We start from the raw sequence: 16,991 nt of genomic DNA, 5'->3' as shown, positions 1-16,991 counted from the left end.
CCATCGGAGCGGGCCTCTCTTGTCTGAGCCGGGCTCAGGCGGATGACTACATCATGCCGCCCCCGCAGACCGGCGTGCCGGTCTGCTCACCTTTCGATGATGGGCGGCTTCATGATGTCTTACATCATGCCGCCCATACCGCCCATGCCGCCCATGTCCGGCATGCCGGCGCCTTCTTCCTTCGGTGCATCCGCGACGGCAGCTTCCGTCGTGATCAGCAGCGAAGCGACCGAGGCAGCGTCCTGCAGGGCCGTGCGGACGACCTTGGCCGGGTCGATCACGCCGAAGGCCAGCATGTCGCCGTATTCTTCGGTCTGGGCGTTGAAGCCGAAGGTCGCGCTGGGGTTTTCCATGACCTTGCCGACCACGATCGAGCCTTCGACACCGGAGTTTTCCGAGATCTGGCGGATCGGAGCTTGCAGGGCCCGGGCGATGATCGCGATACCCTGGGTCTGGTCGGCATTGTCGCCTTCCAGGCCGGCCAGCTTGGCCGAGGCTTTCAGCAGGGCGACGCCGCCGCCCGGCACGATGCCTTCTTCCACCGCAGCGCGGGTGGCGTTCAGGGCGTCGTCAACGCGGTCCTTCTTCTCTTTCACTTCGATCTCGGTGGCACCGCCGACCTTGATCACGGCCACGCCGCCGGCGAGCTTCGCCAGGCGTTCCTGCAGCTTTTCGCGATCATAGTCGGAAGTGGTTTCCTCGACCTGACGGCGGATCTGGGCGACGCGGGCCTCGATGTCGGCCTTGGCGCCGGTGCCGTCGACGATCGTCGTGTCATCCTTGGTGATGTTGACGCGCTTGGCCGAGCCCAGCATGTCGAGCGTCACCGTTTCCAGCTTGATGCCGAGGTCTTCGGAGATGACCTGGCCGCCGGTCAGGATGGCGATGTCTTCCAGCATGGCCTTGCGGCGATCGCCGAAGCCCGGAGCCTTCACGGCTGCGATCTTCAGGCCGCCACGCAGCTTGTTGACCACGAGGGTGGCCAGCGCTTCGCCTTCGACGTCTTCCGCGATGATCAGCAGCGGACGGCCGGACTGCACGACCGACTCGAGGATCGGCAGCATCGGTTGCAGCGAGGTCAGCTTCTTTTCGAAGAGCAGGATGTAGGGCTCTTCCAGCTCGGCCTGCATCTTGTCGGCGTCGGTGATGAAGTAGGGCGACAGGTAGCCGCGGTCGAACTGCATGCCTTCGACGACATCCAGCTCGGTTTCCAGCGACTTGGCTTCTTCGACCGTGATCACGCCTTCATTGCCGACCTTGGCCATGGCCTTGGCGATCATCTCGCCGATTTCCGTGGCGCCGTTGGCGGAGATGGTGCCGACCTGGGCGACTTCGTCAGAGCCCTTGATCGGGGTGGAGACGGACTTGATTTCCTCGATGACCAGGGCAACGGCCTTGTCGATGCCGCGCTTCAGGTCCATCGGGTTCATGCCGGCGGCAACCGACTTCATGCCTTCGCGGACGATGGACTGGGCCAGGACCGTGGCGGTCGTGGTGCCGTCGCCGGCGACGTCATTGGTCTTCGAGGCCACTTCGCGCAGCATTTGTGCGCCCATGTTCTCGAACTTGTCGGCCAGTTCGATTTCCTTGGCGACAGACACGCCGTCCTTCGTGGTGCGCGGAGCGCCGAAGGATTTCTCGATCACGACATTGCGGCCCTTCGGACCGAGCGTGACCTTCACGGCGTTGGCGAGGATATCGACGCCGCGCAGCATCCGCTCGCGCGCATCGGTACCGAAATATACGTCTTTAGCAGCCATTGCTTTATTCCTGTGTGTTGGGTGTATCGAGGGATCTTCGGAAGGGCGGCCGCCTTAGGCGCCCATGATGCCGAGGATGTCGGATTCTTTCATGATCAGGAGTTCTTCGCCGTTCAGCGTGACTTCGGTGCCCGACCACTTGCCGAACAGGACGCGGTCACCGGCCTTCACGTCGAGCGGACGGACCGTGCCGTCTTCCTTGATCGCGCCACCGCCGACGGCCACGATCTCGCCTTCCTGGGGCTTTTCCTTGGCCGTATCCGGGATGATGATCCCGCCCTTGGTCGTGGACTCTTCTTCGACGCGCTTCACCAGCACGCGGTCGTGCAGAGGACGAAAGGTCATCTTGGTCTATCTCCAAAAAGAGGACTGTGGTTCCTGGCAGGACCGGGTTTTAGCACTCACCCCGGCCGACTGCTAACAGCGGGCAGATAAGGCGCAGGGTGCGGAGCGTCAAGAGGTGCCGATTGCAAAAAGTTCGGTTGCGCGCAGTGCGGCGCGAACGAATTGCGGTCATCGCGCGTTCATGTGAGGGACCATACATCCGACGTTGCAACGCCTGTCACATTTCAGGTTATGATCGCAACCGGTCGCGTAGCTGAGAGGGAAACCCGATGAAACTTCGCACTGCAGTCGTCACATCTCTGGCGGCGCTGGCGGTAACCGCCTGCACCACCACTGATCCCTATACCGGCGAGACCCGCCCCAACTATACCGGGCGCGGCGTGCTCCTGGGGGCAGCCGCAGGCGCGGCCCTGGGCTATCTCACCAATACCAATGACAGCGAGGAAGGCCGCACCAACGCCCTGATCGGCGCCGGTGTCGGTGCGCTGGCCGGCGGTGCCATCGGCAATTACATGGACCGTCAGGAAGCGGCCATGCGCGAGGCGCTGAGCGATACCGGCGTCGGCGTTCGCCGCGAAGGCAATGATCTTCGCCTGATCATGCCGGGCGATGTCACCTTCGCCACGAACTCGGCCGACATCCAGGGCCAGTTCTACGGCATCCTCAGCGATGTCTCGACGGTGCTGAACCGCTATCCGGCGACCTATGTCGACGTGGTCGGCCATGCCGACTCGACCGGTCCGGCGGATTACAACCAGACGCTTTCGGAAAACCGGGCGCTGTCCGTCGCCAACTATCTGATCGCCCAGGGCGTGATGCGGGACCGCTTCTACGTCGCCGGCATGGGCGAACGCTCGCCGATCGCGTCGAACGACACGCCGTCGGGCCGCCAGCAGAACCGCCGCGTGGAAATCCTGATCCGCCCCCACACGACGTCGTAGGGGGTTGCCGTCTTTCCTCCCCGCGGTCAGCGGGGAGGGGGACCGCGCAGCGGTGGAGGGGCGCCGCGCAAATGCGCGGCGTAGGTGATTGTACAGGCTTCACCGCTTCCCTCCTTCGCCCTTGGCTCCGGAGGCCCCTTCGACCCGATGCTGCGCACCGGCCCACTTCCCCACACGGTGGGGAAGAAACAACACGGCCCGCTTCGGCGGGCCGTTTTAGTTTATGCATTCCAATAAAGATCAATATGTTGGATAGATGAGCCGAGTTAGGGTTTACCTTCGTTAACCAAACGACAACCGGCAGCGACGCAGATTAACCTTCAAGCATTCGTGACGATTCGCTGCATCGGAAGGCCAGCATGCCCCGCGCGCTCGATATTCTTATCCTCATGACCTACGTCGCCATCGCGACCGTGGCCGCGATCGGTTTCGAGCGGCTGGGCCTGATGTCGGGCATGACCGCCTGGATGATGGGCGCGATCGTGTTCATCGTCGCCGGCATGGCCCATTCCGCGGCGTCGCGCTCGCAGGAGCGCCGCACGCTGGAAAAGGAAATCCACAATCTCAAGGCCTCCAACCTGGCGCTGGCCGAGGAGTTCGAGGCGGCCCAGAAGCGGATCGACGCGATCACCGACGAGCTGCGTGCCGAAGCGGTCGAGCGCGACAATGCGCTGGTGCACGAGGTGAAGGTGCTGGAAGACCTGGTCCGCCGTGTCGGCGGTCCGCGCGAGGTCGGCACCCGCACCGGTAGCGGGCAGGCTGCAAGCGGCGGCTCGACCGATATCGACACCGTGCGCGATGCGCTCAGCGCCAACCGGGTCGATCTCTACCTCCAGCCCGTCGTCACCCTGCCGCAGCGCCGCGTCGCCTTCTATGAGGGCTATACCCGCCTGCGCGATGCGACCGGCCGCGTGCTGACACCGGCCTCCTTCATCGCCGCTGCCGAAGAGGCCGGCGTGATGACCGAGGTCGACAATCTCCTCCTGTTCCGCTGCGTGCAGATCGTGCGCCGCCTGACGGGGCAGGACCGCAAGGTCGGCATCTTCTGCAATGTCTCGCTGAACTCGCTGTCGGATGAGGACTTCTTCCCGGAATTCCTCGACTTCGTCCGCCAGAACAAGGACCTGTCCGGCTCGCTGATCTTCGAGATTTCCCAGCGCGCCTTCGAGGAGCGCGATGCGATCGCGGCCCGCAACATGGCCCGCATGGCCGATTTCGGTTTCCGCTTCTCCGTCGACCAGATCAATCATGTCGATCTCGACCTGAGCGAGATGGAACGCGCCGGCGTGCGCTTCGTGAAGATTGGCGGCGCGCGCCTGCTCGACGCCATCAATAATTACGAGTCAATCGCCGGCTATGAGGCGGGCTCGATCGCTCATGAAGATCTGGCAGGTCTGTTCGCGCGCCACGGTATCGAGCTGATTGTCGACAAGATCGAGACCGAGAATACGGTCGTCGAAGTGCTCGAGCTCGATGTTGCCTACGGTCAGGGCCACCTCTTCGGTGAGCCGCGTCCGGTCCGCGACGACGTGCTGGAAGAGACCGGCCAGCAGCCGGCGGTTCGCCTGGCTGGCTGAGGCCTTCGGGCCGCTCCTTTGCTACCTTCAGCCCTTTCCCATCGTCATCCCCCGGCTTGTCCGGGGGGGCCCGACCAACCGCAGGGCGATATTGCTGCCGCGGCGCGACTTATCTGTTTTCCCACTGGCTAGCAGAGGTCCCCCGGACAAGCCGGGGGATGACGACCGTAGGGAGGCGGATGGAGTCCCGGCAGCGCCAATGCCCGATTGACGCCGGAACTCCCCCCTGCTTCAAGCGCGCCATGACCGGTTTTCCCCGCCTTGGCGCGCTGCGCGATCACTACGATATTCTTTATTGCGACGTCTGGGGCGTGATCCGGGACGGCAAGGCGCTGTTGCCTGAAGCTGTCGCCGCGCTGCAGGCCTTCCGGCGTACGGGCGGTGCTGTCTGTCTCGTTTCAAACTCGCCCCGCCGCAGCCCCAGCCTGGCGAACATGCTTGCCCAGATGGGCCTGCCGGACGATGCGACCGATGCGATGGTGACGTCCGGCGATGCGATCCGTGCCGAACTCGTCGCGCGCACGCCGGGCCGCGCCTGGCGGATCGGCCCGGACCATGATCTGGGCCTTTATGACGGGCTGGACATCATCTTCACCGATGTCGGCGAGGCCGACTTCATCACCTGCACCGGGCCGGACGACTACTGGAACGGCACGCCGGACGATTATGCCGAACGGCTGGCCGTCGCGCGCGAGCGCGGCCTCGACCTGGTGTGCGCCAATCCGGATATCGTGGTGCAGGCGGGCGACCGGCTGATCTTCTGCGCCGGTGCGATTGCGCGGCGGTATCGCGAAATGGGCGGGACGAGCGTGGTGGCCGGCAAGCCCCACAAGCCGATCTACGATCTTGCCCGGACGGCGCTGCAGGAGCGGGGTTTCACGGTCGAGCCGGAGCGGGTGCTCGCGATCGGCGACGGGCCGGAAACCGATGTGGCCGGGGCCACGCGCATCGGCGTTGATGCATTATTTATTGCTGACGGCATTCTGGGCGCCGACATGAAAAGCGACGGCTTCGATGAAGAAGCCGTCGCCCGCGCACTCGATGAGTATGGCGTCTCGGCGCGATGGCTGGCGCCGAGACTTGTCTGGTAGATCCGGGCTCCTCGAGCCCCGTCCTTAATCGAACAGCGAGTCGATCGAGGACTGGTCGAGATCCGGCGCTGCGCCGCTGGACTCTGCGAACATTGCGTCGATATCGTCCTGGCTCGTTTCCGGACCGCCGATGGCGGGGCCGTTGAGCAGGTTCTTCTCGGCACGGGCCTTTTCGGCCTTCTCGGCTTCGGACTCGTATCCGTCGGCATCGCGGACGCCCATCACCTCGGCAAAGCGCGAGACGCGGCTTTCCACGTGGCGCAGCGAGTTGACCACCTTGGAAACGCGCTGACCGGCCAGGTCCTGGAAGGAACACGCTTCGATGATCGTCATCATGCGCGCTTCCACATTGGCCCGGTACTCGTCGTAATCCGTGGCGTCCTCACACAGCACGGCTTCCGCCGCACTCATGATCGTCTCGGTCGCCTTCTCCGTGTCGCCCACGACGGCTTCCAGTTCGACACCGGCCGAGGGGATGCGCTCGGACTTGATATCGTTGGGCCGAAGGGCTGAAATCTCGTCGCGAGTGCGCGAGATGTAGTCGGCGATATAGTTGAATTCCTGACAGATCGACTGGTCGAGGGAGCTGAAGAACAGCTTCATCGTATCCGTCAGCTGGTGAGCCAGCTTCAGGACTTCCATGATCTGTGCGTCCTTCAGGTCGCTGGCCTTCAGGGAAGCCAGGGACGTGCGGACTTGCGCAGCAACATTGGCGGCGGGCATGGGGCCCTCCTTCCTTATGGTCTCGATCGGTGAAGGGGCGGTCATGGACTCCTAGAAGTCGCCGAGCACCGCGGACATCTTCGCCTTCAGCGTACCGGCGTTGAAGGGTTTCACGATGTAGTTGTTCACACCGGCGCGCTTGGCCGCGACCACGTTCTCGGTCTTGGACTCTGCGGTCACCATGATGAAGGGGGTCGCCTTCATGGACTCGTCGGCCCGGACCTTCTGAAGCAGCTCGTAGCCGGTCATCGGTTCCATATTCCAGTCGGAAATAACCAGACCGTACTTGTTTTTTTGCATCTTCTCATACGCTTCCTGGCCGTCAGAGGCCTCGTCCACGTTTTCGAAGCCAATCTGCTTGAGCAGGTTGCGAATGATACGGATCATGGTCTTGTAGTCGTCCACAACCAGGATCGGCATCGTCATCTCGACAGCCATGCGTAGTCTCCATCCACTCGGTGCGTTACACTAGGGTGACGGCTTGTTCTGCCGTCTTCAGCGAGGACCCTAGACAATCGCCGATAAAAATCGGTTAAAGCGGTTGCAAAGAGGGAGTCGCTCATGGCGGAAGTGCTCGGTATCGCTCTGGAAGAAATGGAAATTGGCCAATCGGCAGAGGCGGTTAGAACCGTCACAGAGGCCGATCTGGACATGTTTGCCAAAGTCTCCGGCGACTATAATCCCGTGCATATGGATGAAGAATTCGCGCGCGCGACGCCGTTTCGCGGCCGGATTGCGCACGGTGCACTGGTCGCATCCTACATTTCCGGCGTGCTCGGAAACCAGCTGCCGGGACCGGGCGCGATCTTCCTCGGGCTGAACATGCGCTTCTTCCATCCCGTGCGGATCGGCGACGAGGTGACGACCCGGGTTTCGGTGAAATCGGTCGATCTGAAGGCCCGCAAGGCCGTCATGGAGTGCGTGTGCCAGGTCAATGGCAATGTGACCATGCAGGCCGAGGCCGAGGTCATGGTCCGCAAGCGCCGCCGCAAGACAGCGGACTGATCGATTGATGCAGGTCGTCCACGGTTTCACATCCCTTCCCGAAGACGCCCGCGGCTCGGTCATCGCGCTGGGCAATTTCGACGGCGTGCACCAGGGGCACCGGCATGTCATCGCGCTGGCGCGCGATCTGGCGGACGAGACGGGCGGCGAACTCGGCGTCGCCCTGTTCGATCCGCATCCGCGCCGCTTCTTCGCGCCGGAGGCGCCCGCCTTCCGGCTGATGAGCGCGCACCGCCGCAATCTCACGCTGGAAGCGCTGGGCGTGAAGCGCCTGCACATCCTGCCCTTCGATGCGGCCATGGCGAAGATGACGCCGCGGCAGTTCGTCGAGACGGTGCTGGTTGAGGGGCTGGGCGTGAAAGGTGTCGTCACCGGCGCCGATTTCCGCTTCGGTGCCGGGCGCGCCGGCTCGACCGGCGATCTGGAACGCCTGTGTGCCGAACACGGTATCCGCACGGCCTTTGCCGAACTGCACGGCAATGGCGCCGACAAGGTCTCCTCGACCCGGATCCGCAAGGCCATCCTGGATGGCGACATGAAGGCCGCCGAGACGCTGCTGGGCGCCCCCTGGGCTGTCGAGGGCGTCGTGAAACATGGCGATGCACGCGGCCGCACGATCGGCTTCCCGACTGCCAATCTGACCCTGGGCGATTATGCCCGCCCGGCCTACGGCGTCTACGCCGTGCGGGCCGGGATCGATGGCGAGACGCCGGCCCGGCCGGGTGTCGCCAATTTCGGCAAGCGCCCCACGGTCGATGGCGCCACCGAATTGCTGGAAATCCATCTGTTCGATTTTGCCGGCGATCTCTACGACAGGACGCTGGAGGTCGAGTTCCACGCATTCCTGCGTCCGGAACGCCGCTTTGACGGGATCGAGGCGCTCAAGGACCAGATCGCCAAGGATGCCCAGGCCGCGCGGGCGACGCTGACCGACGCGTCTGGACCGGCCTGACAGGCTCTGTTACACGCCATGACCATGGTCTGCACATATGTGTTCATACGCCGCGCGGCGCTGATGCCGTCGCTGACGACGGGGCGAATTACCGGCCCGGGCCGCGAGGAATAGCTCCGAGCGGTGCCGGGATATGTCCTGCCTTGACCCCTAGACGATCCAGACCGCAAGGACCGATCCGATGACGGATACCCCCGCCGAAACCGGCAATGAGACCGCTTCCCGCGACTATCGCGAAACGCTTTTCCTCCCGACCACCGACTTTCCCATGCGCGCCGGCCTGCCGCAGCGCGAACCGGAATGGCTGGAGCGCTGGGGCAAACTCGACCTCTACCGCAAGCTGCGTCAACGCGCCGAAGGCCGCGAACGCTTCGTGCTGCATGACGGTCCGCCCTATGCGAACGGCCACATCCATATCGGCACCGGCCAGAACAAGATCCTCAAGGATATCGTCGTCCGTTCGCACCAGATGATGGGCTTCGACGCGCCCTACCGTCCCGGCTGGGACTGTCACGGCCTGCCGATCGAGTGGAAGGTCGAGCAGAATTTCCGCGCCAAGGGCCGCAACAAGGATGACATCCCCGTCAAGGAATTCCGCGCCGAATGCCGCGCCTATGCCGAGGAGTGGGTGGGCGTGCAGTCCGGCGAGTTCCAGCGCCTGGGCGTGTCCGGCGAGTGGGACGATCCCTATCTCACCATGTCCTTCGACGCCGAAGCGGCGATCGTCGCCGAATTCCTGAAATTCGCCGAGCAGGGCCTGGTGTATTGCGGGTCCGCTCCGGTGATGTGGTCGCCGGTCGAACAGACCGCGCTGGCCGAGGCCGAGGTCGAGTATCACGACAAGATCTCCACCACGATCCACGTCAAATTCCCGCTGCGTGGCGTGCGCAAGGACGGCACCGCCATCCCGAAATCCTGCATCGGTGCGCATGTGGTCATCTGGACCACCACGCCCTGGACGATCCCGGGCAACCGCGCCATCTGCTTCTCGCCCGAGATCAGCTACGGTCTTTACAAGGTGACCGGCGTCGAGGCCGAGGGCTTCACCCCCTGGGCCATGCCCGGCGATACGCTGATCGTCGCCGATGCGCTGTGGGAAGAGACGGCGAAGGCCGCCAATATCGTCGGCTGGGACCGGCTGGAAACCGTCGATCCGTCGGGCTTCGTGTGCTCGCATCCGCTGGCCGAGGCCGATCGCTACTGGAATTATCCGGTGCCGCTGCTGCCGGGCGAACATGTCACCGACGAAGCCGGTACCGGCTTCGTACACACCGCGCCCAGCCACGGTGCGGAAGACTATGCCGCCTGGATGGACTTCCCGGAATGGCATGACAAGCACGAGGCCGTGCCGCACATCGTCGGCCCGGACGGCGCCTATTACGACCACATCCCGCTGTTTGCCGGCCTGCACATCATCCGTCTGGACGGCAAGAAGCAGGGCCAGGACGGCCCGGCCAACAAGACGGTGATGGACAAGCTCGTCGAGCTGAACATGCTGCTCGCCCGCGGCCGGCTGGAACACTCCTATCCGCACTCCTGGCGGTCCAAGGCGCCGGTCATCTTCCGCAACACGCCGCAATGGTTCGTCGCCATCGACCGGCCGATGAAGTCCGGCGGCACGCTGCGCGAAAAGGCGCTGGCGGCCGTCGCCGAGACCGGCTGGACGCCGAAGGCGGCGGAGAACCGTATCCGCTCCATGGTCGAACAGCGGCCGGACTGGCTCGTCTCGCGCCAGCGCGCCTGGGGCGTGCCGCTGACCCTGTTCGTGGAGAAGGGCACCACGCGCGTGCTCAACGACCACAAGGTCAATGCCCGCATCGTCAAGGCGGTCGCGGAAGACGGCGCCGATGCCTGGTTCGAACGCCCGGCTTCCGAATTCCTCGGCGACGAGTATCAGGCCGATGACTACGAGAAGGTCACCGACATCCTCGATGTCTGGTTCGACAGTGGCTGCACCCACGCCTTCGCGCTGGAGCCGCGGGCGGACCAGAAATGGCCGGCCGATCTCTATCTGGAAGGTTCCGACCAGCACCGCGGCTGGTTCCAGTCCTCGCTGCTGCAAAGCTGCGGCACGCGCGGCCGGGCGCCCTACGACAATGTGCTGACCCATGGCTTCGTCATGGCCGGCGACGGGCGCAAGATGTCCAAATCGCTCGGCAATACGCTCGCGCCGAACGAGATCGCCAAGAAGTACGGTATCGAGATCATGCGCCTGTGGGTCGCGGCCCAGGACTTCACCGACGATCTGCGCATCTCCGAGGAGATCCTGCAGACCTCGGTCGATGCCTATCGCAAGATGCGCAACACGCTGCGCTACCTGCTCGGTGCGCTGCACGGCTATGACGAGACGGTCGAGCATCTGCCGCTCGAGCGCATGCCCTCGCTGGAGCGCTGGGTGCTGCACCGGCTGCAGGAACTCGATGGTGTGGTGAAGGCCGGCTATGCGGCCTACGACTTCAAGAAAGTCTATTCCGCCCTGTTCAATTTCTGCGTCGTCGACCTGTCGGCCTTCTATCTCGATGTGCGCAAGGACGCCCTCTATTGCGACCGTCCGGACGCTGACCGCCGCCGCGCCTGTCGCACGGTGATGCACGAGGTCTTCATGCGCCTGACCGCCTGGCTGGCGCCGATCATGCCTTTCACGATGGAAGAGGTCTGGCTGTCACGCTTCCCGTCCGAGGATGACAGCGTGCACCTGCGCACCTTCCCGAAAACGCCGCAGGACTGGCACAATGGCGCGCTGGCCGAGAACTGGCGCACCCTGCGCCGCCTGCGCCGCGTGGTGACGGGCGCGCTGGAAGTCGAGCGCCGCGAAAAGCGGATCGGCTCCAGCCTCGAGGCCGCCCCGCAGGTCTATGTCGCCGATCCGGCCTATCGCGCGGCGATGAGGGCCGAGGCGCCGGGCGATATCGACGATTTCCTCGCCGAGATCGCCATCACCAGCCAGGCCGTGCTGATCGACGGGGCTGCGCCGGACGGCGCTTTCCGCATCGACGATATCGCGGACATCGCCGTGGTGCCGGGCCGCGCCGAAGGCGGCAAGTGCGCCCGCTCGTGGAAATATTCCACACAGATCGGGGCGGACAAGCGCTATCCGGAACTCTCGCCGCGCGATGCCGATGCGGTGGCTTACTGGGATGCGACGCATGGCTGATCTTTGGGGTGAAATCCGGCGCCGCGCGACGGCGTCGCCGGCGCCCCGGATCGGGCTGGGCCTGGCCGTTCTCATCATCGTTCTGGACCAGATCAGCAAATGGCTGGTCCTCAACGTGTTGCGCTTCTCGCCGCCGGGATGCCTTGAATTCCAGCGCGCCAGCGGTGTCGAACGCATCGCGCTGCCCAATACCTGCGGCCATATCGAGCTGTCGCCCGTCTTCGACCTCACCATGGTGTGGAACAAGGGGGTGAGTTTCGGCCTGTTCGGCGCCGACGGCCCGCTCGGCCGCTTCATCCTGGTGGCGTTTTCCATTGCCGTGGCCTGCCTGCTGATCGCCGGACTTCTGGGCTATGGCCCGGTCAAGGCCGTGCGCCGGCTGCAGGCGGTCGCTTTCGGCTTCATCATCGGCGGCGCGATCGGCAATGCGATCGACCGGACGCTCTATGGCGCCGTCGTCGACTTCCTGAATTTTTCCGACGTCTACTTCCCCTATGTCTTCAATATTGCCGATGTCGGCATCAATCTGGGCGTCGCCGCCGTCATTCTCGACGTTCTTCTCAACGACCGGAAAGACCGCGCGGTAAGATAGGGTGGCAAGCGGGGTGGAGATGAACGCCGCTCTTCGCTAAAACAGGGTTCACGATTTTACGGAGCTTCGTCGAGATGCGTTTGCGTACTGCTCTTCTGGTGGCCTCGACCGCCGCTTTCGCCCTTACCGGCTGTTCCGGCGTCCGTTCGGCGCTGGGTGCCAACAAGGTCACGCCGGACGAATTCCGCACGGTCACGATCGCACCGCTGACGGTGCCGCCGGAATACAATCTGCGCCCGCCGGCCCCCGGCCAGCCGCGCCCGGACGAGATCTATCCGGACCAGCAGGCGCGCGCCGCGCTGCTCGGCTCTGCCGGTGCCTTTGAAGGTTCCGACGCCGAAGCCCTCCTTGTCGCCCGCGCCGGCGGCGGTTCGGCCGATCCCTTCATCCGCTCGATCATCGACGGTGAAGAGGCCAGCATCGTGCGCAAGTCGCGCAGCTTTGCCGACCGCATCCTGTTCTGGCGTGACGGCGAATACGCCCCGCCGGCCGATGTCGACGCCACGCCGCTCGATCCCGAGCACGAGGCCGAACGCCAGGAGCGGATCCAGAACGTCACCGGCGGCGGCAATGTCGAGATCGAACGCGACCGCCGCCTTCTGCCCAAACTGCCGGGCCTGTAGGACGACACCTGTTCCTGTGATTGGACCGCCGGCGCGCGATTGCGCCCGGCGGTGTCTTCCCCCTCTCCCCGGCCCTCTCCCTAGGGAGAGGGAGTAGCGTTTGTGCGTGTCGGGAAGCCCCCCCTTCTCCCCGGGGAGAAGGTGCCCCGAAGGGGCGGATGAGGGGGAAATCCCGGTGCCGGCGCTTTCGCCCTGTAGCACCCAGCCCTTGACCGACTCGGGCGGCGTGCCGACCTTGGTGCCATGTCCCTGACCGCTTCCAAGCCGATCATCCGCCGCCTGCCGCCGGAAACCGTCAACCGCATCGCCGCCGGCGAGGTCGTCGAGCGGCCGGCCTCCGTGGTCAAGGAACTCGCCGAGAATGCGCTGGATGCCGGGGCGACGCGGATCGACATCGCCGCCGAGGGTGGCGGTCTGGTGCGCCTCGTGATCGAGGATGACGGCAAGGGGATGAGCGAGGCCGAGCTGGCCCTGTGCATCGAACGCCACGCCACCTCGAAACTCCCCGTCGGCGAGGACGGGCGCGACGATCTTCTCAATATCGGCACCATGGGCTTCCGCGGCGAGGCGCTGCCCTCGATCGGCTCGATCGCGCGGCTCTCCATCACCAGCCAGGCGAGGGGCGAGGGCGATGCCTTCACCATCGGTGTCGAGGGCGGCCAGACCCATGGCACTGCCCCGGCGGCCCCGCTGGGGCGCGGCGGCACGCGGATCGAGGTGCGCGATCTTTTCTATGCCACACCGGCCCGGCTGAAATTCCTCAAGAGCGAGCGCTCGGAAAACCAGGCCATCACCGATGTGGTCAAACGCCTCGCCATGTCGCGTCCGGATGTCGGCTTCCACCTCACCCTTGACGGCCGCAAGCGCTTCGGCGTCGCCGCCGAGCGCGGCGATGAGGCCGAGGCCGGCAAGGCGCGCATGTCGGCCATGCTCGGCGCCGATTTCGGCGACAATGCGCTGGAGGTCGATCAGGAGCGCGAGGGCGTGCGCGTGCACGGTTTCGCCAGCCTGCCCACCTTCTCGCGCGGCTCGGCCCAGCACCAGTATCTCTTCGTCAACGGCCGGCCCGTGCGCGACAAGCTGCTGCACGGCGCGATCCGCGGCGCCTATCAGGATTTCCTCGCCCGCGACCGGCATCCGGTCGTGGCGCTGAATGTCGATCTGCCCACGCATCTGGTCGACGTCAATGTCCACCCGGCCAAGGCCGAGGTGCGCTTCCGCGATGCCGGACTGGTGCGCGGCCTGATCGTCGGCTCCCTGCGCCATGCGCTGGCCGCCGCGGGCCACCGCGCCTCGACCACGGTTGCCGGTTTTGCGCTGGGGCGGGTGCGTCCGGAAGGGGCGCCGCCGCCGGGTCAGCCCTATCAGTCTGCCGCGCATCATGTCGCGGCCTGGGGGCGTCCGCCGGCCCCCGCCGAACCCGTGCAGGGCCAGGTCTTCGATCCGGGCATGTCCGCCCGCCTCGAGCCCGACGCCCCTTGGTCGCCGCCGCACGCGAGCGAACCGGGCTTCGAGGTCGCCGAGCACCAGGCCCAGGCCGCCGCACCGTCGCCGGACTGGCCGCTCGGCGTGGCCCGGGCCCAGCTGCACGAGACCTATGTCGTTGCCCAGACGCGCGACGGCATTGTCATCGTCGACCAGCACGCCGCCCATGAACGCCTCGTCTATGAGCGCATGAAGAAGATGATCGCCGAGACCGGGGTGCAGCGGCAGCAATTGCTGGTGCCCGAGATTGTCGATCTCGACGAGGCCGAGGCGCGCCGCATTCTCGAACGCGCCGAAGAGCTGGAAGAACTGGGCCTGGTGGTCGAGGCCTTCGGTCCGGGCGCCGTGGCCGTGCGCGAAACGCCGGCCCTTCTCAAACGCCTCGACGTGCAGGGCCTGATCCGCGACCTCGCCGACGATCTGGCCGAAACCGACCAGGCCCTGTCGCTGAAGGAAAAGCTGGAAGACGTCGTCGGCACCATGGCCTGCCACGGCTCAGTCCGCTCCGGCCGCCGCCTCACCGGTGACGAGATGAATGCTCTTCTGCGCGAAATGGAAGCCACCCCCCATTCCGGCCAGTGCAATCACGGCCGCCCCACCTATGTCGAACTGAAACTCGCCGACATCGAACGCCTGTTCGGGCGGCGCTAGGCATAATCAGGGCTCGCCCCGCTTGCGGGGGAGCTGTCCGCGTGAGCGGACTGAGGGGGCGGTGCGTGAGCACCGCAGAGCGCGTCAGCGCGCATTTACTCACCCCCTTCGACCTCACCCGGCCCAAGGGCCGGGCTCGGCCACTTCCCCCGCTTCGCAGGGGAAGCCTTGAGGCAGCGCTGCGTCATCGAAAGCGCATCAAAACCGCGACCGTTTCAGATCCGAGCCGTGCTCCACTCGCGCGAACTCGGCCAGCGCATCGCGGTCGCCGCGCGCGTCCAACCGGCGGGCATAGAGGGCGGCGAGCGGGCCGGCGCTCAGCCCGTGCAGGACGATGCTCAGCCCCACCGTGATCGAGACCGCCGCGACCAGCGGGGCTGCGTCGCTGCTGCTCAGCTGGCTTTCCACGATCAGGGCGAAGACGATTGAGGCGAGGCCGCGCGGGCCGAACCAGCCGAAGAAGAGTTTGGTACTGGTCAGAAGACCGGTGCCCGCAAGGCTCAGCCAGATCGCCAGGGGGCGCACCAGGGCAAGGCTGACAAGGGCATAGGCCACAGCGCGCCAGTCCGGGGCTTCCAGCGCGTCGGGCAGGAGGATGGCGCCAAAGATCACGAAGGTCATGAGCGCCAGCAATTGCCCCTCGGTCTCGCCGAAGGAGATCACGGGCTGGCGGGCGCGCCGGGCGAAACGGCCGAACGCCATGCCGCCCGTGAAGGCGGCGATGAAGCCATTGCCGCCGATCAGGCTGGCACCAACATAGGCCGCGACCGCCAGGGCGACGGCGCTGAGACGTTCGAACACCTTGTCCATCTCGCCGGCTTTCACGGCACGCTCGACCAGGCGCCCGCCCAGCCCGCCGGCGGCAAGGCCGACCAGAACGCCCAGTCCGATCTGGGCCAGCAGGAAGCCGGACCAGTGCATCAGCGGATTGCCGTCCGGGGCCTCGGCCGACGCGCCCGCCAGCGCCAGGAAGATGAAGACCAGCGGCAGGGCGAGCCCGTCATTCAGCCCGCTCTCGGCATTGAGGGTCTGCTTGATCCGCACCGGCAGCCGCTCGTCCACCAGCACCGAGCGCGCCAGCGCCGCATCGGTCGGCGCCAGCATGGTCGCCAGCAAGGCCGCCTGCCAGAGGTCGAGATCCGGCAGCAGGACCAGCGCGGCAATCGTTCCGATCAGGACGGCGAGCGGCAGGCCGATCAGCAGCATGCGCGCCGGCACGGCCTGGTCGGCATGCAGGAGCCGCAGATCGATCCCGGCCGCATCGGCAAACAGCACCAGGACAAGGGTCAGCTCGGCCAGAACCGCGATCTGGTGCGAGGCAATATCCACATCGAACAGGTCAAGCGCCGCCGTGCCGATCAGCACGCCCAGCGCGGCAAACACGATCGGCGCCGTCAGGCTGATCCGGTGCAGATGCCGCGCCACCAGGCCGTAACCCAGTATGGCCAGCGCGATCAGGAGCAGGGCAGGCGATTCCATAGCCGGAGGTTAGCGCGTGGAATGCGCGGCGTCTCGTGCCGGCGTGTTCTCACCTTCCGCCCGGATGGGGAGAGCGCGGCGTAGCCGCGAAGAGTCTTGGGTGGGGCGCTCCTCACCCTAAACACTCCCATTTTTCCTGGCTGCAAGCCCAGCGACGGCCGGGCGGAGTGCCGGGATCTACGGGAAGCTCGTCGCTTGAAGTGATCTTCGGTCGGTCCCGGATCTGCAGCCTGCCTGCGCAGGCTTCCGTCCGGGAAAAACGTGGAGGAGAAATGAGAGAGCTGGCGGCTCACATTCCACCGTCACCCTGACGAAAGTCAGGGCCCAGTTCACAGGGCCGGGTGGTCGCGATCTCGCACTTATCCCTCACATCGCCGACATTCGATCCGAGCCCAGTTAGCCGAAATTCCGCTTTACGATCTGGGTCCTGACTTTCGTCAGGATGACGGTGTGTGGGGGCGGTTTGGGAGATTTATCCCCGCCCGCTCAACTGCGCGTATGCTCGCAGACGGTTTCCGGGATGGGAGGCATGAGCTCAGTCCCTTGTGCCCGGGAGCGTGCGGAGCTCGTCCGCGCCTGGTGGGTGACAGCATCAGGCTCCGGCGTGGCCATC

The 16,991-nt window shown here is 65.4% G+C and carries 14 protein-coding genes; 9 read left to right on the top strand and 5 right to left on the bottom strand.

All coding sequences use genetic code 11. The features are described 5' to 3' along the window. Positions 1–119: 119 nt before the first annotated feature. Complete coding sequence (groL, locus tag ABJO18_RS05670; RefSeq protein ID WP_348506606.1) at positions 120–1,760, bottom strand: chaperonin GroEL; 1,641 nt, start codon at positions 1,758–1,760, stop codon at positions 120–122. Between the two features lie 54 nt (positions 1,761–1,814). Further along, the gene (gene groES, locus ABJO18_RS05665) at positions 1,815–2,105 is read right to left on the bottom strand and encodes a co-chaperone GroES (protein WP_271188098.1); all 291 of its coding nucleotides are present in this window, start codon (positions 2,103–2,105) and stop codon (positions 1,815–1,817) included. Positions 2,106–2,374: 269 nt separating this feature from the next. On the opposite strand from groES, the gene ABJO18_RS05660 reads away from it, so the two are divergent. The 3 genes from ABJO18_RS05660 (at position 2,375) to ABJO18_RS05650 (ending at position 5,714) form a co-directional block, all read left to right on the top strand. After that, on the top strand, positions 2,375–3,046 hold the full coding sequence (locus ABJO18_RS05660; RefSeq protein ID WP_348506604.1) for an OmpA family protein: 672 nt from the start codon (positions 2,375–2,377) through the stop codon (positions 3,044–3,046). A 359-nt stretch (positions 3,047–3,405) separates the two neighbouring features. Further along, a complete protein-coding gene (locus ABJO18_RS05655; protein ID WP_348506602.1) occupies positions 3,406–4,623 on the top strand; it encodes an EAL domain-containing protein in 1,218 nt (405 codons plus the stop codon). A 242-nt stretch (positions 4,624–4,865) separates the two neighbouring features. After that, entirely contained in the window at positions 4,866–5,714 is an 849-nt protein-coding gene (locus tag ABJO18_RS05650) for a TIGR01459 family HAD-type hydrolase (RefSeq protein ID WP_348506600.1), read from the top strand. A gap of 24 nt (positions 5,715–5,738) precedes the next feature. Here the strand turns inward: ABJO18_RS05650 and ABJO18_RS05645 are convergent, their stop codons facing one another. Both ABJO18_RS05645 and ABJO18_RS05640 read right to left on the bottom strand, forming a co-directional pair. Continuing rightward, on the bottom strand, positions 5,739–6,437 hold the full coding sequence (locus ABJO18_RS05645) for a protein phosphatase CheZ (RefSeq protein ID WP_348506598.1): 699 nt from the start codon (positions 6,435–6,437) through the stop codon (positions 5,739–5,741). A gap of 51 nt (positions 6,438–6,488) precedes the next feature. Continuing rightward, positions 6,489–6,875: a response regulator gene (locus ABJO18_RS05640; protein ID WP_271188103.1), complete on the bottom strand. Its 387-nt coding sequence runs from the start codon at positions 6,873–6,875 to the stop codon at positions 6,489–6,491. A gap of 123 nt (positions 6,876–6,998) precedes the next feature. Here ABJO18_RS05640 and ABJO18_RS05635 point away from each other — a divergent pair, with 123 nt between their 5' ends. From ABJO18_RS05635 to mutL, 6 genes are all read left to right on the top strand, one after another. After that, positions 6,999–7,442, top strand: coding sequence for a MaoC family dehydratase (locus ABJO18_RS05635; protein ID WP_291889649.1), 444 nt, complete (start codon positions 6,999–7,001; stop codon positions 7,440–7,442). Positions 7,443–7,449: 7 nt separating this feature from the next. Then, complete coding sequence (locus tag ABJO18_RS05630; protein WP_348506612.1) at positions 7,450–8,394, top strand: bifunctional riboflavin kinase/FAD synthetase; 945 nt, start codon at positions 7,450–7,452, stop codon at positions 8,392–8,394. A 181-nt stretch (positions 8,395–8,575) separates the two neighbouring features. Next, on the top strand, positions 8,576–11,548 hold the full coding sequence (gene ileS / locus ABJO18_RS05625) for an isoleucine--tRNA ligase (protein WP_348515779.1): 2,973 nt from the start codon (positions 8,576–8,578) through the stop codon (positions 11,546–11,548). Next, complete coding sequence (gene lspA / locus ABJO18_RS05620) at positions 11,541–12,140, top strand: signal peptidase II (protein ID WP_348509589.1); 600 nt, start codon at positions 11,541–11,543, stop codon at positions 12,138–12,140. The genes ileS and lspA overlap by 8 nt, the downstream gene beginning before the upstream one ends. Positions 12,141–12,214: 74 nt before the next feature. Beyond that, positions 12,215–12,763: a DUF3035 domain-containing protein gene (locus ABJO18_RS05615; protein ID WP_348515778.1), complete on the top strand. Its 549-nt coding sequence runs from the start codon at positions 12,215–12,217 to the stop codon at positions 12,761–12,763. Positions 12,764–13,006: 243 nt separating this feature from the next. Continuing rightward, positions 13,007–14,899 carry a DNA mismatch repair endonuclease MutL gene (mutL, locus tag ABJO18_RS05610; RefSeq protein ID WP_348509591.1) on the top strand — a complete coding sequence of 631 codons (1,893 nt, stop codon included), beginning with the start codon at positions 13,007–13,009 and terminating at the stop codon, positions 14,897–14,899. Positions 14,900–15,097: 198 nt separating this feature from the next. Here the strand turns inward: mutL and ABJO18_RS05605 are convergent, their stop codons facing one another. After that, the gene (locus ABJO18_RS05605; RefSeq protein ID WP_348509592.1) at positions 15,098–16,378 is read right to left on the bottom strand and encodes a cation:proton antiporter; all 1,281 of its coding nucleotides are present in this window, start codon (positions 16,376–16,378) and stop codon (positions 15,098–15,100) included. Positions 16,379–16,991: the final 613 nt, after the last annotated feature.

Source organism: Maricaulis sp., from assembly GCF_039978735.1.
Classification (GTDB): Bacteria; Pseudomonadota; Alphaproteobacteria; order Caulobacterales; family Maricaulaceae; genus Maricaulis.
The sequence above is the reverse complement of the archived record's forward strand: the minus strand, read 5'-3'. Positions and strand labels throughout refer to the sequence as shown.

Excerpts from the sequence above, each read along its gene's own strand:
- groL (WP_348506606.1), bottom strand. The coding sequence starts at position 1,760 with ATGGCTGCTAAAGACGTATATTTCGGTACCGATGCGCGCGAGCGGATG.
- groES (WP_271188098.1), bottom strand. The coding sequence starts at position 2,105 with ATGACCTTTCGTCCTCTGCACGACCGCGTGCTGGTGAAGCGCGTCGAA.
- ABJO18_RS05660 (WP_348506604.1), top strand. The coding sequence starts at position 2,375 with ATGAAACTTCGCACTGCAGTCGTCACATCTCTGGCGGCGCTGGCGGTA.
- ABJO18_RS05655 (WP_348506602.1), top strand. The coding sequence starts at position 3,406 with ATGCCCCGCGCGCTCGATATTCTTATCCTCATGACCTACGTCGCCATC.
- ABJO18_RS05650 (WP_348506600.1), top strand. The coding sequence starts at position 4,866 with ATGACCGGTTTTCCCCGCCTTGGCGCGCTGCGCGATCACTACGATATT.
- ABJO18_RS05645 (WP_348506598.1), bottom strand. The coding sequence starts at position 6,437 with ATGCCCGCCGCCAATGTTGCTGCGCAAGTCCGCACGTCCCTGGCTTCC.
- ABJO18_RS05640 (WP_271188103.1), bottom strand. The coding sequence starts at position 6,875 with ATGGCTGTCGAGATGACGATGCCGATCCTGGTTGTGGACGACTACAAG.
- ABJO18_RS05635 (WP_291889649.1), top strand. The coding sequence starts at position 6,999 with ATGGCGGAAGTGCTCGGTATCGCTCTGGAAGAAATGGAAATTGGCCAA.
- ABJO18_RS05630 (WP_348506612.1), top strand. The coding sequence starts at position 7,450 with ATGCAGGTCGTCCACGGTTTCACATCCCTTCCCGAAGACGCCCGCGGC.
- ileS (WP_348515779.1), top strand. The coding sequence starts at position 8,576 with ATGACGGATACCCCCGCCGAAACCGGCAATGAGACCGCTTCCCGCGAC.
- lspA (WP_348509589.1), top strand. The coding sequence starts at position 11,541 with ATGGCTGATCTTTGGGGTGAAATCCGGCGCCGCGCGACGGCGTCGCCG.
- ABJO18_RS05615 (WP_348515778.1), top strand. The coding sequence starts at position 12,215 with ATGCGTTTGCGTACTGCTCTTCTGGTGGCCTCGACCGCCGCTTTCGCC.
- mutL (WP_348509591.1), top strand. The coding sequence starts at position 13,007 with ATGTCCCTGACCGCTTCCAAGCCGATCATCCGCCGCCTGCCGCCGGAA.
- ABJO18_RS05605 (WP_348509592.1), bottom strand. The coding sequence starts at position 16,378 with ATGGAATCGCCTGCCCTGCTCCTGATCGCGCTGGCCATACTGGGTTAC.